Genomic DNA, 17,780 nt, shown 5'->3' on the forward strand with positions numbered 1-17,780 from the left:
GTCATGCCCGTGCAACAGGCGCGGCCCAGACTGCATCGTCTGGTGGTGGTGGGGCTCGGCCTGATCGGCGGCTCCTTCGCCAAGGGCTTGCGCGAAAAGGCGCTATTCGAGGAGGTGGTGGGGGTGGATCGTGATCCGCAATCCTGCCGTCTGGCGGTCGAGCTGGGCGTGGTCGACCGTTGCGAAGAGTCGCTGGAAAACGCCTGCCGCGACGCCGATGTGATTCAGTTGGCGGTGCCGATCCTGGCCATGGAGAAAGTCCTCGCCGAGCTGGCCGGTTACGATCTGGGGCGGGCGGTGTTGACCGATGTCGGCAGCGCCAAGGGCAACGTGGTGAAAGCTGCCAGGGTGGCCTTCGGTGGCATGCCGGCGCGCTTCGTTCCGGGCCATCCGATCGCCGGCTCCGAGCAGAGTGGGGTGGAAGCGGCCAAGTCGGGACTGTTCCGTCGCCACAAGGTGATACTGACGCCGCTGGAGAATACCGACAGCGACGCCTTGGCCCTGGTCGACCGGCTCTGGCGCGAACTCGACGCCGATGTCGAGCACATGCAGGTCGAGCACCATGACGAAGTCCTGGCGGCCACCAGTCACTTGCCGCACCTGCTGGCTTTCACCTTGGTCGATTCGTTGGCCAAGCGCAGTGAGAACCTGGAAATCTTCCGTTACGCCGCCGGCGGCTTCCGTGACTTCACGCGGATCGCCGGCAGCGATCCGGTGATGTGGCACGATATCTTCCTCGCCAACCGCGAGGCGGTCTTGCGCATCCTCGATGTCTTCCGCGATGACCTCGACGCCTTGCGCGAGGCTGTCGACTCAGGGGACGGGCATCAACTGCTGGGCGTGTTCACCCGCGCCCGTGTCGCCCGTGAACATTTCAGCAAAATCCTGGCCCGCCGGGCCTATGTGGACGCCATGCATAACAACGACCTGATTTACCTGGCCCAGCCGGGTGGCCGCCTGTCCGGACGCGTACGTGTGCCGGGCGACAAGTCCATCTCCCACCGCTCGATCATGCTCGGCTCGCTGGCCGAGGGCACCACCGAGGTGGACGGCTTCCTCGAGGGCGAAGACGCCCTGGCCACCATTCAGGCGTTCCGCGACATGGGTGTGGTCATCGAAGGCCCGCACCATGGCCGGGTCACTGTCCATGGTGTCGGCCTGCACGGTCTGAAGCCCGCGCCGGGCCCGATCTACCTGGGTAACTCCGGTACCTCCATGCGCCTGCTCAGCGGCCTGCTGGCCGCGCAGCCGTTCGACAGCACCCTGACCGGTGACCCCTCGCTGTCCAAGCGCCCGATGAACCGCGTGGCCAAACCGCTGCGCGAGATGGGCGCGGTGATCGAGACCGGCCCGGAAGGCCGTCCGCCGCTGACCATTCGCGGTGGCCAGAAACTGACCGGCATGCACTACGACATGCCCATGGCCAGCGCCCAGGTGAAATCCTGCCTGCTGCTTGCCGGCCTCTATGCCGCGGGCGAGACGTCGGTCACCGAGCCGGCGCCGACCCGCGACCACACCGAGCGCATGCTGCGTGGCTTCGGCTATCCGGTGGACGTGCAAGGCAGCACGGCGAAGGTCGAGTCGGGGCACAAGCTCAGCGCGACCAGTATCGAAGTGCCGGCCGATATTTCCTCGGCGGCCTTCTTCCTGGTGGCGGCGAGCATCGCCGAAGGCTCGGAGATCGTCCTGGAACACGTTGGCATCAACCCGACCCGCACCGGTGTCATCGACATCCTGCGTCTGATGGGCGCCGACATCACCCTGGAAAACCAGCGCGAAGTCGGCGGCGAGCCGGTGGCTGACCTGCGCGTGCGCTCGGCCAAGCTGAAAGGCATCGACATCCCGGAAGATCTGGTGCCGCTGGCCATCGACGAATTCCCGGTGCTCTTCGTTGCCGCGGCCAACGCCGAAGGCCGTACCGTGCTGCGTGGCGCGGAAGAGCTGCGGGTCAAGGAGTCCGACCGCATTCAGGTCATGGCCGATGGCCTGCAGGCGCTGGGCGTGAAGTGCGAGCCGACCCCGGACGGCATCATCATCGAAGGCGGCGCCTACGCTGGCGGCGAAGTGTGGAGCCACGGCGACCACCGTATCGCCATGTCCTTCAGTGTCGCTTCGCTGCGTGCCGGTGGTCCGATTCGCATTCATGATTGCGCCAACGTCGCCACGTCGTTCCCGAATTTCCTCGGCCTGGCCGCCGGCGCCGGCATTCGTGTCGCCGTGGAGGGCAACTGATGGCTGGCGGCGTGCAGTCTGGCGCCTGGCCGGTGGTCGCCATTGACGGACCCAGTGGTTCCGGCAAGGGCACCGTGGCCGGAATCCTGGCCAAGCGTTTGGGCTGGAATCTGCTGGACTCCGGTGCGCTCTATCGTCTGTTGGCATTCGCTGCCGGCAATCACGGTATCGACCTGACCAACGAAGAGGCGCTGAAGGTCCTGGCGGCCCATTTGGATGTGCAGTTCACCCACGCCAAGGGTGGCCAGGGGCAACACATCATTCTCGAGGGCGAGGACGTCACCGATGTGATCCGTACCGAGCAGGTCGGCGCCGGTGCCTCTCAGGTTGCGGCGCTGCCGGCGGTGCGTGACGCTCTGCTGCAGCGCCAGCGTGCCTTCCTCGAAGAGCCGGGGCTGGTGGCCGATGGCCGCGACATGGGCACGGTGGTGTTTCCCGATGCGCCGCTGAAGATTTTCCTCACCGCCTCGGCCGAGGAGCGCGCCCGGCGCCGCTACCTGCAGCTCAAGGGCAAGGGGATCGACAGCGACCAGGCAGTCCTCGCCGAAGAAATCCGCGCCCGCGACGAGCGTGACAGCCAGCGCAGCGTAGCGCCGCTGAAACCAGCGGAGGGCGCAATCCTGCTCGACTCCACTCACATGACGATCGACGCGGTGGTGGACAACATCCTCGCGGAGGTCAGCAGGCTCGGCCTGGATAGCGAATAAGTGGCGGGGCGGGAGGTTGTCCGTTTGACGGCAACCTCCATGGTTGCTACCATTCCAGACCTTGTATTGGAAGGGTTTCGCTCATCTGGAGCGATGCGATTTCCTGAAACCTAAAATGGAGCGCCTGTTTTCGATGGGGCGCAACAGGGAGCGGCAGGTTACCAGTCCTGATCCTGCCGGCTTCTTTTCATGACTTGACCGCGTCAACTGGTGGCGCGGAACTGGGCGCATCGCGTGCCCTAGACTACGGGTATAAACATGAGCGAAAGCTTCGCAGAACTCTTTGAAGAAAGTCTGAAATCCCTCGACATGCAGCCGGGTGCAATCATCACCGGCATCGTGGTCGACATCGATGGTGACTGGGTCACCGTCCATGCTGGCCTGAAGTCCGAGGGCGTCATCCCGGTCGAGCAGTTCTACAACGAACAGGGCGAACTGACCATCAATGTGGGTGACGAAGTCCACGTTGCGCTGGACGCGGTTGAAGACGGCTTCGGTGAGACCAAGCTGTCCCGCGAAAAAGCCAAGCGTGCAGAATGCTGGATTGTTCTGGAAGCAGCTTTCGCTGCAGACGAAGTGGTCAAGGGCGTTATCAACGGCAAGGTCAAAGGCGGCTTCACCGTCGACGTCAGCGGTATCCGCGCGTTCCTGCCGGGTTCCCTGGTCGATGTGCGTCCGGTTCGCGACACGACTCACCTCGAAGGCAAAGAGCTCGAGTTCAAGGTCATCAAGCTGGACCAGAAGCGCAACAACGTTGTCGTTTCCCGCCGCAGTGTCCTGGAAGCCGAGAACAGCGCCGAGCGCGAAGCTCTGCTGGAATCCCTGCAGGAAGGTCAGCAAGTCAAAGGTATCGTCAAGAACCTCACCGACTACGGTGCGTTCGTTGACCTGGGCGGCGTAGATGGTCTGCTGCACATCACCGACATGGCTTGGAAACGCATCAAGCATCCGTCGGAAATCGTCAATGTTGGCGACGAGATCGACGTCAAGGTTCTGAAGTTCGACCGCGAGCGCAACCGCGTTTCGCTGGGTCTGAAGCAACTGGGCGAAGATCCGTGGGTCGCCATCAAGGCGCGTTACCCGGAAGGCACCCGCGTCATGGCCCGCGTCACCAACCTCACCGACTACGGCTGCTTCGCCGAGCTGGAAGAGGGTGTGGAAGGCCTGGTACACGTCTCCGAAATGGACTGGACCAACAAGAACATCCACCCGTCGAAAGTCGTTCAGGTTGGCGACGAAGTGGAAGTTCAGGTTCTGGACATCGACGAAGAGCGTCGTCGTATCTCCCTGGGCATCAAGCAGTGCAAGTCCAACCCGTGGGAAGATTTCTCCAGCCGCTTCAACAAGGGCGACAAGATCTCCGGCACCATCAAGTCGATCACCGATTTCGGTATCTTCATCGGCCTGGAAGGCGGCATCGACGGTCTGGTTCACTTGTCCGACATCTCCTGGAACGAAGTTGGTGAAGAAGCCGTTCGCCGCTTCAAGAAAGGCGACGAGCTGGATACCGTCATCCTCTCCGTTGATCCGGAGCGTGAGCGCATCTCCCTGGGCATCAAGCAGCTGGAAGACGATCCGTTCTCCAACTACGCCTCCATGCACGAAAAAGGCAGCATCGTTCGCGGTGTTGTGAAGGAAGTGGATGCCAAAGGCGCTGTGATCAGCCTGGGCGATGACATCGAAGGCATCCTGAAAGCCTCCGAAATCAGCCGTGACCGCGTTGAAGACGCGCGCAACGTGCTGAAGGAAGGCGAAGAAGTCGAAGCCAAGATCATCAGCATCGATCGCAAGAGCCGTGTGATCAGCCTGTCGGTCAAGTCGAAAGACGTGGACGACGAGAAGGAAGCCATGAAAGAGCTGCGCAAACAGGAAACTGAAAGCGCTGGCCCGACCACCATCGGCGACCTGATCCGCGCGCAAATGGAGAACCAGGGCTAAGTCCTGATTCTTCCAAGGAAAAGGGCGACTTCGGTCGCCCTTTTTCGTTTTCCCTTGCTTAGGCTGTTCAAAGCCTGATCAGCGTGCTAAAAGAGCTTTGAGCTGATCTAGCCGCTTGAAAAAGAAGGGAAAACCATGACCAAGTCGGAGTTGATCGAGAGAATCGTCACCCATCAGGGGCAGCTTTCCGCAAAGGATGTGGAGCTGGCGATCAAGACCATGCTTGAGCAGATGTCCCAGGCTCTGGCGACCGGGGATCGTATCGAGATCCGTGGGTTTGGCAGTTTCTCTCTGCATTACCGTGCGCCGCGCCTCGGTCGTAATCCGAAGACCGGTGAGTCGGTTCGCCTGGATGGTAAGTTCGTTCCGCACTTCAAGCCAGGCAAGGAATTGCGCGACCGGGTCAATGAGCCCGAATAGTGGGCTGCGGACGTGTAAGGTAGAGGAGATCTCATGCTTCGGGTTAGACGCTTTCTGGTTTTCCTGACGGCCATCCTGCTCTGCGCGATGGTCATCGTATTTGTCTTGGAAAACCTGCAGACCACTCACCTGGCCTTCCTGGGTTGGCAGACGCCCGAATGGCCTGTCGTTGTCTTCGTTACCTTGGCCTTCGTTTTCGGTGGGCTGATCGGTTTGCTGCTGAGCGTTCCTTCGCGCGCGCGGACGCGGGTGCGCATGTCTGGCCTCCATGCCGAAGTATCCCGATTCCGTAAGGAAAACGAGGCTCTGCGCGATTCGTCACTGAAGACTCAGTGATTTGGGATGCCTAGCGCTTTCGCGGCCCTCCTGTTCTTCCTGGCCCTGGCCATCGGTTGGTGGCTAGGCCGACGTTCTGTTCTCGAGGGCACTCGGCCCTCTATCTCTGATCACTCGCTGCGCGAGCGGGTGCGCAGCATGCACAACCTGCTCGATCGACATTCCGACGATGCCCTTGAGCGCCTATCGCAGGGGCTCGCGGTGAATCCCGATACCCTGGAAAGCCATGTGCATGTGGGCAATCTGTTCAGGCGCCGGGGAGATATCGAAAAGGCTATTCACATACACGAAGCGCTGCTGGACAAGGCGCCCGATAACGCTGCGCTGTCGGCGCAGATTCATCTGGAGCTGGCGCGTGATTTCATCGCTGGTGGTTTGTTGGGGCGTGCTGAAGATTTGCTGGATGAGTTGATGCAGCTGGATGATCAGGCCATCTCCCAGGAGGCTCTGGATGAGCTGCGTCGTATCGCCGAGCGAGAGAAGAACTGGTCCCGGGCGGTCGAGCTCGCTGCTCGGTTGGTTGCTCGCCGGCCGCAACTGAAGTCGGTTCTGGCGAATTATTACTGCGAACTGGCGCTGGAGAAGTCCCGGGCCGGTGACCGAGGTGCGATGCAAGAGCTTCTAACGGAGGCCTTGCGAGTGGATCCGAATTGCGTGCGGGCTTTGCTGATGCGCCTGGATTGCGAGCTGTGGCGGGGAGACCTGCAAGCAGCCAGCGCCTCGATACGTGAGTTGGTGTTGGAAAATCAGGGGTTCGCAGGGGAGCTTTTGCCTGTCCTCAAGCGCCATGATTACGTTGCTGATCCTGCAATACTCGTCCCGCTGCGTCGCTTGGCCGAAGTGCCGGAGGCTTCTCCGGCCGTATTGGCGATACTGGCGGTGGTGGATGCCGATGGAGCGGATTGGCGAGGACGTTTGCTGGCGCGGGTGCAGCAGCATCCTTCCTGGCAGGGGGTGCTGGATTTCCTCGGCCTGCTCGAGGGGGATGGCGCTGACTCTGAACTCTTGTCTCAGATGCGGCCAACCATTGTCGGCCTATATAAGGCTATGCCGCATTATCGTTGCGGCAACTGTGGCTTCGCAGGCCGTGAGCTGCATTGGCAGTGCCCCGGCTGTCACGCTTGGAATACGTTGAGACCCATCACTGCTCCTTTGTAGTGTCGTTATTGTTTCGTTCGAGGATGGCACTCGGAGTGCCTAGAGTTCGCGGGAGTGGTATTGAAAGTTCTTCTCACAGGGGCAACGGGTTTTGTCGGTCGGGGGCTGTTGGAGTCCTTGTCCGCGGCGCCGGAAATTCGAGTGCGTGCGGTGGTCCGTTCCGTGCCGGCCGGCTTTCCGCCTGTCGATGTATGCCGGATCGATGGGTTGAGCGCCTCCCAGGACTGGACTGAGGCTCTGCAAGGGATCGATGTAATCGTGCATGCTGCGGCGCGTGTACATGTCATGCACGAAATGGCGAATGATCCGTTGTCGGCGTTTCGTGCGATCAATGTCGATGCGACGTTGAATTTGGCTCGGCAGGCCGCTGCCGCCGGGGTCAAGCGTTTCATATTCCTCAGTTCGATCAAGGTCAACGGCGAGTTCACCCCTATGGGCCGGCCTTTCACTGAAGATGCCGTCCCGGCTCCCGTCGATCCTTATGGCCAGTCGAAGCTGGAAGCTGAGCGGGCATTGCATCAATTGGCGGGGGAAAGTGGGCTGGAAGTGGTGATTATCCGGCCGCCGCTGGTTTACGGGTCTGGGGTCGGGGCAAACTTCGCCAGTCTCATGGGGGCGCTGTATAGACGGCGCCCCTTGCCCTTTGCTTTGGTCGACAACCGTCGCAGTCTGGTGGCGCGCGACAACCTGGTCGATTTCATTCGTCTCTGCCTGAATCATCCCAAGGCGGCCAATCAAGTATTCCTGGTCAGCGATGGCGAGGACTTATCCACTGCCGCCCTGTGTCGGCGGCTCAGCGCGGCGCTGGGGGTGCAACCCAGGTTGTTGCCGGTTCCCGTCGTCGCTCTGCGTGCCTTGGCATTGCTAACCGGTAAGCAGGCGCAGATGCAGCGTCTGCTCGGTTCCTTGCAGGTCGATATCGGCAAAGCCCGGCGGCTGCTCGATTGGCGGCCGCCGATAAGCGTCGATCAGGCGCTAGATTCGGTTGCTCGCTGGTATCGGGAGAGTGGGCGATGAGTGCTGTCCTTTTGTTGCTGGGCACGTTCCTGCTCTCCTTGGTGGGGACCGCGGGTGTACGTCGCTACGCCTTGGCTCGAAGCGTCATGGACATCCCCAATGAGCGAAGTTCCCATAGCGTTCCTACGCCCAGGGGGGGCGGCGTAGCCATAGTGCTGAGTTTCTTGCTGGCCTTGCCGGTGGCCTGGGGAATAGGGCTTATCGACGCGCGGACCTCGCTGGCGTTCCTGATTCCAGGGGCTTTTATCGCGCTCATCGGCTTTGTCGACGACCATCGGCACATTCCGGCGCGTTGGCGTCTGCTGGGGCACTTTCTAGGGGCCGCTGCCTTGTTGGCTGCCGTGGGAGGGCTGCCTCCTATTCGGTTTGCCGGTGAGTTTTGGCACTTGGGGCTGTTCGGTGATGCTCTGGCGCTTTTTTATCTGGTCTGGTTGCTGAATCTTTACAACTTCATGGATGGCATCGATGGGATCGCTAGCTTGGAGGCGATGACCGTCTGCCTGGGTGGCATCCTTTGCTATTGGTTGCTGGGGCAGGAGTCACGCGTCTGGCTGCCCTTGTTGCTTGCTGGGGCGGTGGGCGGATTCCTTCTGTGGAATTTCCCGCCGGCGCGAATCTTCATGGGAGATGCGGGCAGCGGTTTTCTCGGGTTGGTTCTGGGTGGTTTTTCCTTGCAGGCGGCCTGGGCCGGCGGCCAGTTATTCTGGTGTTGGCTGATCCTTCTGGGTGTGTTCGTCGTCGATGCTACCTGGACGCTTCTCCAGCGCTTGCTGCGTGGCGAGCGAGTCTATGAGGCGCACCGTAGTCATGCTTACCAGCGAGCCGCGCGCCGGATCGGGGCGCACCGCGGGGTCAGCCTGGCAGTGGTGGCCATCAATCTGTGTTGGTTGCTGCCGATTGCGGTTCTTGTTTGCCTGGAGAGAATCGACGGCTTGCCGGGTCTGATTCTTGCCTATGCTCCATTGGTGCTCGTCGCAGCGCTTTTGGGGGCGGGCCGGCCAGATGGTCAGTAATTGCGCTGAACTCCATGGGATATGGTGGTCAATGTAGTGCGGGATCGGCTATCCCTCACTCAGATAGGACGAAAGGGTATGTTGCGAGAGCGCCTTCTAGGGTTGCCGCGCCGTTATAAGCGCATGTTGCAGGTCATCACCGACGTATTTCTCGTCTGGGCGGCGCTCTGGCTTGCCTTCGTGGTACGCCTGGGGACCGATGATCTGGTTTATCCGTTCAGAGCCCATGCTTGGCTTTTCTTCACTGCGCCGCTGATCGCCATTCCGCTGTTCATCCGTTTCGGCATGTACCGGGCGGTGATGCGTTACCTCGGCAACGATGCGTTGATTGCCATCTGGAAGGCAGTGACGATTTCGGCGTTGGTGCTTTCGCTGGTGGTTTATTGGAACCGCACGGTAACCGAGGCTGTCCCGCGTTCACTGGTGCTCAATTATTGGTGGTTGAGTCTCCTCATGGTCGGCGGCTTGCGTCTGGCTATGCGCCAGTACTTCATGGGGGATTGGTACGGAGCCGTTCAGGCGGTGCCGTTCTTCAATAAGCAGAACGATGGCCTGACCAAGGTTGCAGTGTATGGCGCCGGCTCTGCGGGCAATCAACTGGTAGCCGCGCTGCGCTTGGGAAGGGCCATGCGTCCCGTGGCTTTCATCGATGACGACGACCAGATCGTCAATCGGGTCATCGCAGGCTTGCGCGTGTTCAAGCCCAAGCATATCCAGCAGATGATCGATGAGACGGGAGCCCAGGAGATCCTTCTGGCCATCCCGTCTGCCTCGCGTGCTCGACGCAGAGAGATATTGGGTCTGCTCGAACCCTATCCGCTTCATGTGCGCAGCGTTCCCGGATTTATCGATCTGGCCAACGGTCGGGTGCGGGTGGACGATATCCAGGAGGTGGATATCGCTGACCTGCTAGGCCGTGATCCGGTGGCGCCGCGCAAGGAATTGCTCGAACACTGTATCCGGGGTCAGGCGGTGATGGTCACTGGGGCTGGCGGTTCGATCGGTTCGGAGTTGTGTCGGCAGATACTCGCCTGCGGGCCGCTCGTGTTGATCCTTTTCGAGCACTGTGAATTCAATCTCTATCGCATTCATCAGGAGCTGGAGCGACGCATCAAGCGTGAGTCGCTGGCCGTGCAACTGGTGCCCATTCTGGGGTCGGTTCGAAGCGTCGAGCGGCTGCTGGATGTGATGCATAGCTGGAAGGTTGCTACTGTCTACCACGCCGCTGCCTACAAGCATGTGCCTATCGTTGAGCACAACGTATCGGAGGGGGTGCTGAACAATGTGCTGGGGACACTGAACACCGCGCAGGCATCGATTCAGGCCGGCGTGCAGAATTTCGTCCTGATCTCCACTGACAAGGCCGTGCGGCCCACCAATGTCATGGGCGGAACCAAGCGCCTGGCCGAAATGATCCTGCAGGCGCTCAGTCAGGAAACTGCCCCTGTGCTCTTCGGTGATAAGTCGGGAGTCCATCACGTCAACAAGACGCGCTTCACCATGGTACGTTTCGGCAATGTGCTGGGCTCTTCGGGTTCCGTCATTCCGCTGTTTCGCGAGCAGATCAGGCGTGGCGGCCCGGTGACCGTCACCCACCCGGCGATCACGCGCTATTTCATGACCATCCCTGAAGCTGCTCAGTTGGTGATTCAGGCGGGTTCGATGGGGCGTGGTGGCGATGTCTTCGTGCTGGATATGGGGCAGCCGGTGAAGATTCTGGAACTGGCCCAGCGAATGATTCATTTGTCCGGGCTCAGCGTTCGTTCGGAGAGCGCGCCCCATGGCGATATCGCTATCGAGTTCAGTGGTTTGCGCCCCGGTGAGAAGCTTTATGAAGAGCTGTTGATCGGCGGCGAGGTCAGTGCCACCGACCATCCGATGATCATGCGAGCGAATGAAGAATTCTTGACCTGGGATGCGTTCAAGAACGTTCTGGCATCTTTGCTCAAGGCGGTCGAGACCGGCGATTATGGGCGGGTGCGAATGCTTCTGCGTGAGACGGTCAACGGCTATAACCCGGACGGCGAGATAGTCGATCTGGTGCACTTGCAGCGCCGCCTGGAACCCTGACAGATAGTGGCTGCCATCCGAGAGGAATGATCCCTTTATTCGGCGGATTTATCCGCGAGAGATAAGGGGAGATTCCTTTTCGTTTGCGAACAACGTTTTTGCGCTTTTCCTTAATGCTCCTTTTGCCGAAGGTAGATGGGCGAACTTGGTTGGGGTTCGCTTTCCCGTCGTCTTCAAAGGAGTGATTCCATGCGTAAACTTTCCGCACTACTGCTGGTTCTGTTGTCCTCCGTATTCTTCTCTGGGCTTTCCATGGCGGCGCCTCAGGCCGAACCGGCCGCGCCGGCGGCCGCTGTGTCGCAAAAAGCTGTCGGGACGGAAGGAGCGGTCAATATCAACACTGCCGATGCTTCCCTGTTGCAACAGGAGCTGAAGGGGATCGGCAAGGTCAAGGCTGAAGCGATAGTGGCCTATCGCGAGGCTAATGGACCATTCACCACCGTGGATCAGTTGCTGGAGGTGAAGGGGATAGGTAAGGCGATCCTGGAGAAGAATCGGAGTCGGTTGAGCTTGGAATAGCTCTGCTGGTTAGTCGAAAAGCCGGTCAGCGACCGGCTTTTTCTATTCTGCCTTCGGGGCTGGAAAGTCCCCTGAGGTGGTTGGGGAAAATATTTCACCCCAATGAAAAAGCCCCCGGCTTGCGCCGAGGGCTTTGAATTTTGGCTCCGCGACCTGGACTCGAACCAGGGACCCAATGATTAACAGTCATTTGCTCTACCGACTGAGCTATCGCGGAACAACGGGGCGTATCTTACTGATTAAAAAGGGGAAGTCAACATTCTCTCGACGACTTCCCCCATTTTTTTCAGAGCACCTGGACGATGGCGCGGGTGACGGTGTCCAGGTTGCCGTTGTTCAGCGCGGCGACGCAGATACGACCGGTACCGACGGCATAGATGCCGAACTCGTTCTTCAAGCGCTCTACCTGCTCGGCGGTCAGGCCGGAGTAGGAGAACATGCCGCGCTGCTGGGCAACGAAGCTGAAATCGCGCTTGGCGCCAAGGGTCGCCAGCTGGGCAACCATGGCCTGGCGCATGTTACGGATACGGTCGCGCATCTCGCCCAGTTCTTCTTCCCACAGGGCGCGCAGTTCCGGGCTGTTGAGTACGGCGGAAACCACGCTGGCGCCGTGGGTCGGCGGGTTGGAGTAGTTGGTGCGGATCACGCGCTTGACCTGGGACAGGACGCGAGCGGATTCCTCGCGGCTATCGGTGACGATGGACAGTGCGCCGACGCGCTCGCCATACAGCGAGAACGACTTGGAGAAGGAGCTGGAAACGAAGAAGTTCAGCCCGGATTTGGCAAACAGACGCACAGCGGAGGCGTCTTCGTCGATGCCATCACCGAAGCCTTGGTAGGCGATGTCGAGGAACGGCACGTGCTCTTTGGCCTTGAGAACGTCGAGGACCTGTTCCCAATCGTCCATGCCCAGGTCGACGCCGGTCGGGTTGTGGCAGCAGGCGTGCAGCACCACGATCGAGCGGGCGGGCAGGGCGTTCAGGTCTTCGAGCAGGCCTGCACGGTTCACGCCATGGCTGGCGGCATCGTAGTAGCGGTAGTTTTGTACCGGGAAACCGGCGGCTTCGAACAGCGCGCGATGGTTTTCCCAGCTCGGATCGCTGATCGCCACGGTGGCATTGGGCAGCAGGCGCTTGAGGAAGTCCGCGCCGGTCTTCAGGGCGCCCGTGCCACCGACGGCCTGGGTGGTGACGACCCGGCCTTCGGCGAGCAGTTCGGAGTCTGCGCCGAACAGCAGCTTCTGTACGCCCTGGTCATAGGCCGCGATGCCTTCGATCGGCAGGTAGCCGCGCGGTGCATGGGCTTCGATCCGGGCTTTCTCCGCGGCCTGCACGGCGCGCAGCAACGGGAGGCGACCCTCCTCGTTGTAATAGACGCCAACGCCGAGGTTGATCTTGCCCGGGCGGGTGTCGGCATTGAAGGCTTCGTTCAGGCCCAGAATGGGGTCGCGGGGGGCCATTTCGACAGCGGAGAACAGACTCATTTTGGCAGCAGCTCTAAGGCGAAGGTGATGAAGCATTGGCAACCCGTCGCGAGGGACGCTGGGGGTTGCGTCGACGGGCCGGTATTATATCGGCCTCTATGGCACGCGGCGAGTTCATCGCGCATGCTTTCGCCTGGTTTGACGCCGCAATTCTGCCTGCGTCACACCCTCTGGAGAGGTTCCCATGTCGACATTCCAACTGGATTCGCGATTCAAGCCGGCGGGCGACCAGCCCGAGGCGATCCGACAGATGGTGGAAGGCCTGGAGGCCGGGCTGTCGCACCAGACCCTGCTGGGGGTGACCGGCTCCGGCAAGACCTTCAGCATCGCCAACGTGATTGCCCGCGTGCAGCGCCCGACCATGGTCCTGGCGCCGAACAAGACCCTGGCCGCCCAGTTGTATGGCGAGTTCAAGACGTTCTTCCCGCACAACGCCGTCGAGTACTTCGTTTCCTACTACGACTACTACCAGCCGGAAGCCTATGTGCCGTCCTCCGATACCTATATCGAGAAGGACTCCTCGATCAATGACCACATCGAACAGATGCGTCTGTCGGCGACCAAGGCGCTGCTGGAGCGCGAGGACGCGATCATTGTCTGCACGGTCTCGTCCATTTACGGCCTCGGCGACCCGGCTTCCTATTTGAAGATGGTCCTGCACCTGGATCGTGGCGACCGTATCGACCAGCGCGAGCTGCTGCGTCGCCTGACCAGCCTGCAATACACCCGTAACGACATGGATTTCGCCCGCGCCAGCTTCCGCGTGCGTGGCGATGTGATCGACATCTTCCCGGCTGAATCCGAACTGGAGGCGATCCGCGTCGAGTTGTTCGATGACGAGGTGGAGAACATCTCCGCCTTCGATCCGCTCACCGGCGAGGTGATCCGCAAGCTGCCGCGCTTCACCTTCTACCCCAAGAGCCACTACGTCACGCCGCGGGAGACCCTGCTTGAGGCGGTGGAGCAGATCAAGGAGGAGCTCAAGCTGCGCCTCGACTACCTGCGTAACAACAACAAGCTGGTGGAGGCCCAGCGTCTGGAGCAGCGCACCCGCTTCGACCTGGAGATGATCCTCGAACTGGGCTACTGCAACGGCATCGAGAACTACTCGCGCTATCTGTCCGGGCGCGGTCCCGGCGAGCCGCCGCCGACGCTGTACGACTACCTGCCGGCCAACTCGCTGCTGGTGATCGACGAGTCCCATGTCAGTGTTCCGCAGGTCGGAGCCATGTACAAAGGTGATCGCTCGCGCAAGGAGACCCTGGTGGAGTACGGATTCCGCCTGCCGTCGGCGCTGGATAACCGGCCGCTGCGCTTCGAGGAGTGGGAGGCGATCAGTCCGCAGACCATTTTCGTTTCCGCCACGCCCGGACCCTACGAGGAGCAGCATGCCGGCCGGGTGATCGAGCAGGTAGTGCGTCCCACCGGTCTGGTCGACCCGCAGATCGAAGTCCGCCCAGCCTCCACCCAGGTCGATGACCTGCTCTCGGAAATCCGCCTGCGCGTGGCTCAGGAGGAACGCGTGCTGGTCACTACCCTGACCAAGCGCATGGCCGAGGACCTCACCGATTACCTGAGCGATCACGATGTGCGGGTGCGCTACCTGCACTCGGACATCGACACCGTCGAGCGCATGGAAATCATCCGCGACCTGCGCACCGGTACCTTCGATGTACTGGTCGGCATCAACCTGCTGCGCGAAGGCCTGGATATGCCGGAGGTCTCCTTGGTGGCGATCCTCGATGCGGACAAGGAGGGCTTCCTGCGCTCCGAGCGTTCGCTGATCCAGACCATCGGCCGCGCCGCGCGAAATCTCAACGGCAAGGCGATTCTGTATGCCGACAACGTCACCGGCTCGATGCGGCGCGCCATGGATGAGACCGAGCGGCGGCGTAACAAGCAGATTGCCTTCAACCAGGCCAACGGCATCGTGCCCAAGGGCGTGAAGAAGGACATCAAGGATATCCTCGAGGGCGCCGTGGTGCCCGGCGCCAAGGGCAAGCGCCGGGGCGTGGCCAAAGTCGCCGAGGAAAGCGGGCGCTACGAGGCGGAGTTGCGCTCGCCGAGCGAGATCAGCAAGCGTATCCGCCAGTTGGAGGAAAAGATGTACCAACTGGCCCGCGATCTGGAGTTCGAGGCCGCGGCGGCTGTGCGCGACGACATCCACAAGCTGCGCGAACGCCTGGTCGAGGTCGGTTGAGGCCGACTCTCGCCGGGCGCATTGCCGTCAGTGCGCGCCGGCTCCAGCCTGGGCGCCCAGCCCGCTAGGCAGGGGGCGGGTCAGCAGGGCGGCGAGCATGCTGACGGCGAGAACGATGCCGATGGCATGGAAGGCATCGTTGTAGGCCATGATGGCCGCCTGCTGATGTACGATCACGCTGATTTCGCCCAGCGCCGCCTGCTGGCTGCCCAGTTGCTCGGTAAGGAGCGCCAGGCGCTCGCTCACGGCGCCATTCACCGGCACCACGGCCTCGCGCAGGTAGTCGTAATAGACCTTGGCGCGACTATCCAGCAGGGTTGCCAGCAGGGCGATACCGATCGCGCCGCCGAGGTTGCGTAAAATGTTGAAGAGGCTCGAGGCTGAACCGGCGTCCTGCGGCTGAAGATAGGCGGTGGCGATCAGCGAGATGGTCACCATCACCATCGGCTGGCCGAGGGCGCGTACCAGTTGGATCTGATTGAACTGCGGGCCGGCGAAGTCCGGGTTGAGAACCCCGGAGAAGAAGCTGGCGGCGCCGAACAGACCGAAGCCCAGGGCGCACAGCAGGCGCGGTTGTATCAGCTTCATCAGCTTGGGGATCAGGGGAATGAGGAATAGCTGCGGGATACCCATCCACATGATCACCTCGCCGATCTGCATGGCGTTGTAACCCTGGACCTGCGCCAGGTACAGCGGCAGCACGTAGATCGAGCCGTACAGGCCCATGCCCAGGCCGACGCTGGAAATGCTCGATAGCCCGAAGTTGCGGTTGCGCAGGATGCCCAGGTTGATCAGCGGATTGGGGCGCGAGGTCTGCAGGATCACGAAGAGGATCAGGCTGACCAGGGCGATGCTGCCCAGGGCGACGATCAGATTCGATTCCAGCCAGTCTTTGCGATGGCCTTCTTCGAGAAAGACCTGCAGGCAGCCCAGGCCGATGGCCATGGTCACGATACCCGCGTAGTCGGTGCTCTTCAGTAGCTCCCAGTGCGGCGGCTTCTTCTCCAGGCCGTAGAGCAGCCCGGCGATCATCAGCAGGCCCGGCGGGATGTTGATGTAGAAAATGTACTCCCAGCCGAAGTTCTCGGTCAGCCAGCCGCCCAGGGTCGGGCCGATGGAGGGGGCGAAGGTGGCTGTGATGGCGAACAGCGCCATGCCTTTGGCGCGATGGTGCTCCGGCAGCTTGATCAAGGTCAGGGTGAATGCCAGGGGGATCAGCGCGCCGCCGGTGAAGCCCTGCATGGCGCGGAACATGATCATGCTCTCCAGGTTCCAGGCGAACGAGCAGAGCAGGGAGGAAAACAGAAAGCCGATGGAAACGATCACCGCCAGCCGGCGCGCCGAGAGGAGCTGCACCAGCCAGGCGGTGAGCGGGATCATGATGATTTCCGCGACCAGGTAGGACGTGGATATCCATGAGCCTTCCTCCAGGGTCGCGGCCAGCGCGCCCTGGATGTCCTTCAACGAAGAGTTGGTGATCTGGATGTCGAGCACCGCCATGAACGCGCCGAGCATGGCGGCGAACACCGCGATCCAGTCGCGCCGACTCGGCTCGCCGGTGGCGCGGACGAGGGGATCAGCGCTCACCGAGGTGGACCTCGGCCTCGACCGACATGCCGGGGCGGATCAGGCCTTTCAGCGGCGTGTCGCCAGCGAAGGTGATCTTTACCGGAATGCGCTGCACCACCTTGGTGAAGTTGCCGGTGGCATTGTCCGGCGGCAGCAGGCTGAACTGCGCGCCGGAGGCGGCGAACAGGCTTTCCACGCGGCCCTCGATCGGGGTGTCGGAGAAACTGTCGAGGATCAGTGTGGCCTTTTGTCCCGGACGCATCTTGCCGATCTGGGTTTCCTTGAAGTTGGCTTGCACCCAGATGCCTTCATCCGGTACCAGCGACAGCAGTTGGGTACCGACCTGCACGTACTGACCGACACGGGCGCTGCGCTGGCCAATGAGGCCGCTCACCGGCGCGCGGATTTCAGTGCGGGCGAGATTGATCTCGGCCTGGGCGATTTCCGTGCGCGCGCTGTCTATCTGCGCCTGCAGACGCTTGATGTCGGCGTTCAGTGCATCGACCTGGATGCGCTGGGCCTGCAGGTCGGCCTCAGCCTTGGCTACCTGCGAGCGGGCGACATGGGTATCGGCGGTCAGGGTGGTGACGCGCTCCTCCGAGACGTAGCCCGGCTTGCGCAGGGCCTGGGCGCGGCCGAGGTCGATCTGGGTGCGCCCGAAGGTGGCCTGGCTGGCGTTCAGGTCTGCCTCGCTGGCAGCGATCGCGCTCGACTGGCTCTTGAGTTTGCTGCGCGCCTCCACCAGCTCCGCTTCGTGGGTGGCCAGGGCGGCCTTGGCGCGCTCCAGGGCCAGTTGGAAGTCGGCTGCTTCGAGCTTGACCAGCAATTGGCCCTTGTCGACGTGCTGGTTATCGCTGACCAGCACCTGATCGATGCGCGCGCCCAGTTGACTGGCGATGCGCGTGATCTCGCCCTGGACGTAGGCGTTGTCGGTGCTTTCGACGAATCGGCCGATGAAGTACCAGCGGCCGAGGAAGGCCGCGGCGACCAGGCAGAGAAGGACAAGGAAAACGGTCAGGCGTCGTTGTAATTGTGTGGGCATGGGAAGCAAGCGTTTGGTTGGCCAAAATGTCCGCCAATGTAGCAGTGTTCCTTGTCAGGCCGCAGCCGCTACACTT

At 61.5% G+C, this 17,780-nt stretch carries 14 protein-coding genes and 1 tRNA gene; 11 read left to right on the forward strand and 4 right to left on the reverse strand.

Annotated elements, in window-relative coordinates; all coding sequences use genetic code 11:
* Positions 1 to 3 precede the first annotated feature (3 nt).
* The 10 genes from BLQ74_RS02070 to BLQ74_RS02115 all read left to right on the forward strand — a co-directional run bounded on the left by BLQ74_RS02070 (position 4) and on the right by BLQ74_RS02115 (position 11,410).
* Positions 4 to 2,232, forward strand: a complete 2,229-nt coding sequence (locus BLQ74_RS02070) for a bifunctional prephenate dehydrogenase/3-phosphoshikimate 1-carboxyvinyltransferase (RefSeq protein WP_425287476.1) — start codon at positions 4 to 6, stop codon at positions 2,230 to 2,232.
* The gene (gene cmk / locus BLQ74_RS02075) at positions 2,232 to 2,939 is read left to right on the forward strand and encodes a (d)CMP kinase (RefSeq protein WP_090260363.1); all 708 of its coding nucleotides are present in this window, start codon (positions 2,232 to 2,234) and stop codon (positions 2,937 to 2,939) included. The genes BLQ74_RS02070 and cmk overlap by 1 nt, the downstream gene beginning before the upstream one ends.
* Before the next feature lie 258 nt (positions 2,940 to 3,197).
* Entirely contained in the window at positions 3,198 to 4,877 is a 1,680-nt protein-coding gene (gene rpsA / locus BLQ74_RS02080; RefSeq protein ID WP_090260365.1) for a 30S ribosomal protein S1, read from the forward strand.
* Between the two features lie 135 nt (positions 4,878 to 5,012).
* The gene (ihfB, locus tag BLQ74_RS02085) at positions 5,013 to 5,297 is read left to right on the forward strand and encodes an integration host factor subunit beta (RefSeq protein ID WP_090260367.1); all 285 of its coding nucleotides are present in this window, start codon (positions 5,013 to 5,015) and stop codon (positions 5,295 to 5,297) included.
* A gap of 33 nt (positions 5,298 to 5,330) precedes the next feature.
* Positions 5,331 to 5,633, forward strand: coding sequence for a LapA family protein (locus BLQ74_RS02090; protein ID WP_090260368.1), 303 nt, complete (start codon positions 5,331 to 5,333; stop codon positions 5,631 to 5,633).
* 138 nt (positions 5,634 to 5,771) lie between these two features.
* Positions 5,772 to 6,791, forward strand: a complete 1,020-nt coding sequence (locus BLQ74_RS02095) for a tetratricopeptide repeat protein (protein ID WP_090261155.1) — start codon at positions 5,772 to 5,774, stop codon at positions 6,789 to 6,791.
* A 60-nt stretch (positions 6,792 to 6,851) separates the two neighbouring features.
* A complete protein-coding gene (locus BLQ74_RS02100) occupies positions 6,852 to 7,808 on the forward strand; it encodes a UDP-glucose 4-epimerase family protein (protein ID WP_090261157.1) in 957 nt (318 codons plus the stop codon).
* Positions 7,805 to 8,821 carry an MraY family glycosyltransferase gene (locus BLQ74_RS02105; RefSeq protein ID WP_090260370.1) on the forward strand — a complete coding sequence of 339 codons (1,017 nt, stop codon included), beginning with the start codon at positions 7,805 to 7,807 and terminating at the stop codon, positions 8,819 to 8,821. Before BLQ74_RS02100 ends, BLQ74_RS02105 begins: the two co-directional genes overlap by 4 nt.
* A gap of 78 nt (positions 8,822 to 8,899) precedes the next feature.
* Positions 8,900 to 10,891: a polysaccharide biosynthesis protein gene (locus tag BLQ74_RS02110; RefSeq protein ID WP_090260372.1), complete on the forward strand. Its 1,992-nt coding sequence runs from the start codon at positions 8,900 to 8,902 to the stop codon at positions 10,889 to 10,891.
* Between the two features lie 189 nt (positions 10,892 to 11,080).
* A complete protein-coding gene (locus tag BLQ74_RS02115) occupies positions 11,081 to 11,410 on the forward strand; it encodes a ComEA family DNA-binding protein (protein ID WP_090260374.1) in 330 nt (109 codons plus the stop codon).
* Between the two features lie 141 nt (positions 11,411 to 11,551).
* On the opposite strand, the gene BLQ74_RS02120 is transcribed toward BLQ74_RS02115, so the two are convergent.
* Positions 11,552 to 11,627, reverse strand: a tRNA-Asn gene (locus BLQ74_RS02120).
* 69 nt (positions 11,628 to 11,696) lie between these two features.
* Positions 11,697 to 12,893: an amino acid aminotransferase gene (locus tag BLQ74_RS02125; protein WP_090260377.1), complete on the reverse strand. Its 1,197-nt coding sequence runs from the start codon at positions 12,891 to 12,893 to the stop codon at positions 11,697 to 11,699.
* 184 nt (positions 12,894 to 13,077) lie between these two features.
* On the opposite strand from BLQ74_RS02125, the gene uvrB reads away from it, so the two are divergent.
* Complete coding sequence (gene uvrB / locus BLQ74_RS02130) at positions 13,078 to 15,093, forward strand: excinuclease ABC subunit UvrB (RefSeq protein WP_090260380.1); 2,016 nt, start codon at positions 13,078 to 13,080, stop codon at positions 15,091 to 15,093.
* A 27-nt stretch (positions 15,094 to 15,120) separates the two neighbouring features.
* On the opposite strand, the gene BLQ74_RS02135 is transcribed toward uvrB, so the two are convergent.
* Positions 15,121 to 16,680, reverse strand: coding sequence for an MDR family MFS transporter (locus tag BLQ74_RS02135; RefSeq protein ID WP_483153923.1), 1,560 nt, complete (start codon positions 16,678 to 16,680; stop codon positions 15,121 to 15,123).
* Complete coding sequence (locus BLQ74_RS02140; protein ID WP_090260382.1) at positions 16,670 to 17,704, reverse strand: HlyD family secretion protein; 1,035 nt, start codon at positions 17,702 to 17,704, stop codon at positions 16,670 to 16,672. The genes BLQ74_RS02135 and BLQ74_RS02140 overlap by 11 nt, the downstream gene beginning before the upstream one ends.
* Positions 17,705 to 17,780: the final 76 nt, after the last annotated feature.

Source organism: Pseudomonas panipatensis, assembly GCF_900099785.1.
Lineage (GTDB): Bacteria > Pseudomonadota > Gammaproteobacteria > Pseudomonadales > Pseudomonadaceae > Pseudomonas > Pseudomonas panipatensis.

Bases quoted from the DNA above. Each gene is read 5' to 3' on its own strand.
- BLQ74_RS02070 (WP_425287476.1), top strand. From the start codon at position 4: ATGCCCGTGCAACAGGCGCGGCCCAGACTGCATCGTCTGGTGGTGGTG.
- cmk (WP_090260363.1), top strand. From the start codon at position 2,232: ATGGCTGGCGGCGTGCAGTCTGGCGCCTGGCCGGTGGTCGCCATTGAC.
- rpsA (WP_090260365.1), top strand. From the start codon at position 3,198: ATGAGCGAAAGCTTCGCAGAACTCTTTGAAGAAAGTCTGAAATCCCTC.
- ihfB (WP_090260367.1), top strand. From the start codon at position 5,013: ATGACCAAGTCGGAGTTGATCGAGAGAATCGTCACCCATCAGGGGCAG.
- BLQ74_RS02090 (WP_090260368.1), top strand. From the start codon at position 5,331: ATGCTTCGGGTTAGACGCTTTCTGGTTTTCCTGACGGCCATCCTGCTC.
- BLQ74_RS02095 (WP_090261155.1), top strand. From the start codon at position 5,772: ATGCACAACCTGCTCGATCGACATTCCGACGATGCCCTTGAGCGCCTA.
- BLQ74_RS02105 (WP_090260370.1), top strand. From the start codon at position 7,805: ATGAGTGCTGTCCTTTTGTTGCTGGGCACGTTCCTGCTCTCCTTGGTG.
- BLQ74_RS02110 (WP_090260372.1), top strand. From the start codon at position 8,900: ATGTTGCGAGAGCGCCTTCTAGGGTTGCCGCGCCGTTATAAGCGCATG.
- BLQ74_RS02115 (WP_090260374.1), top strand. From the start codon at position 11,081: ATGCGTAAACTTTCCGCACTACTGCTGGTTCTGTTGTCCTCCGTATTC.
- BLQ74_RS02125 (WP_090260377.1), bottom strand. From the start codon at position 12,893: ATGAGTCTGTTCTCCGCTGTCGAAATGGCCCCCCGCGACCCCATTCTG.
- uvrB (WP_090260380.1), top strand. From the start codon at position 13,078: ATGTCGACATTCCAACTGGATTCGCGATTCAAGCCGGCGGGCGACCAG.
- BLQ74_RS02140 (WP_090260382.1), bottom strand. From the start codon at position 17,704: ATGCCCACACAATTACAACGACGCCTGACCGTTTTCCTTGTCCTTCTC.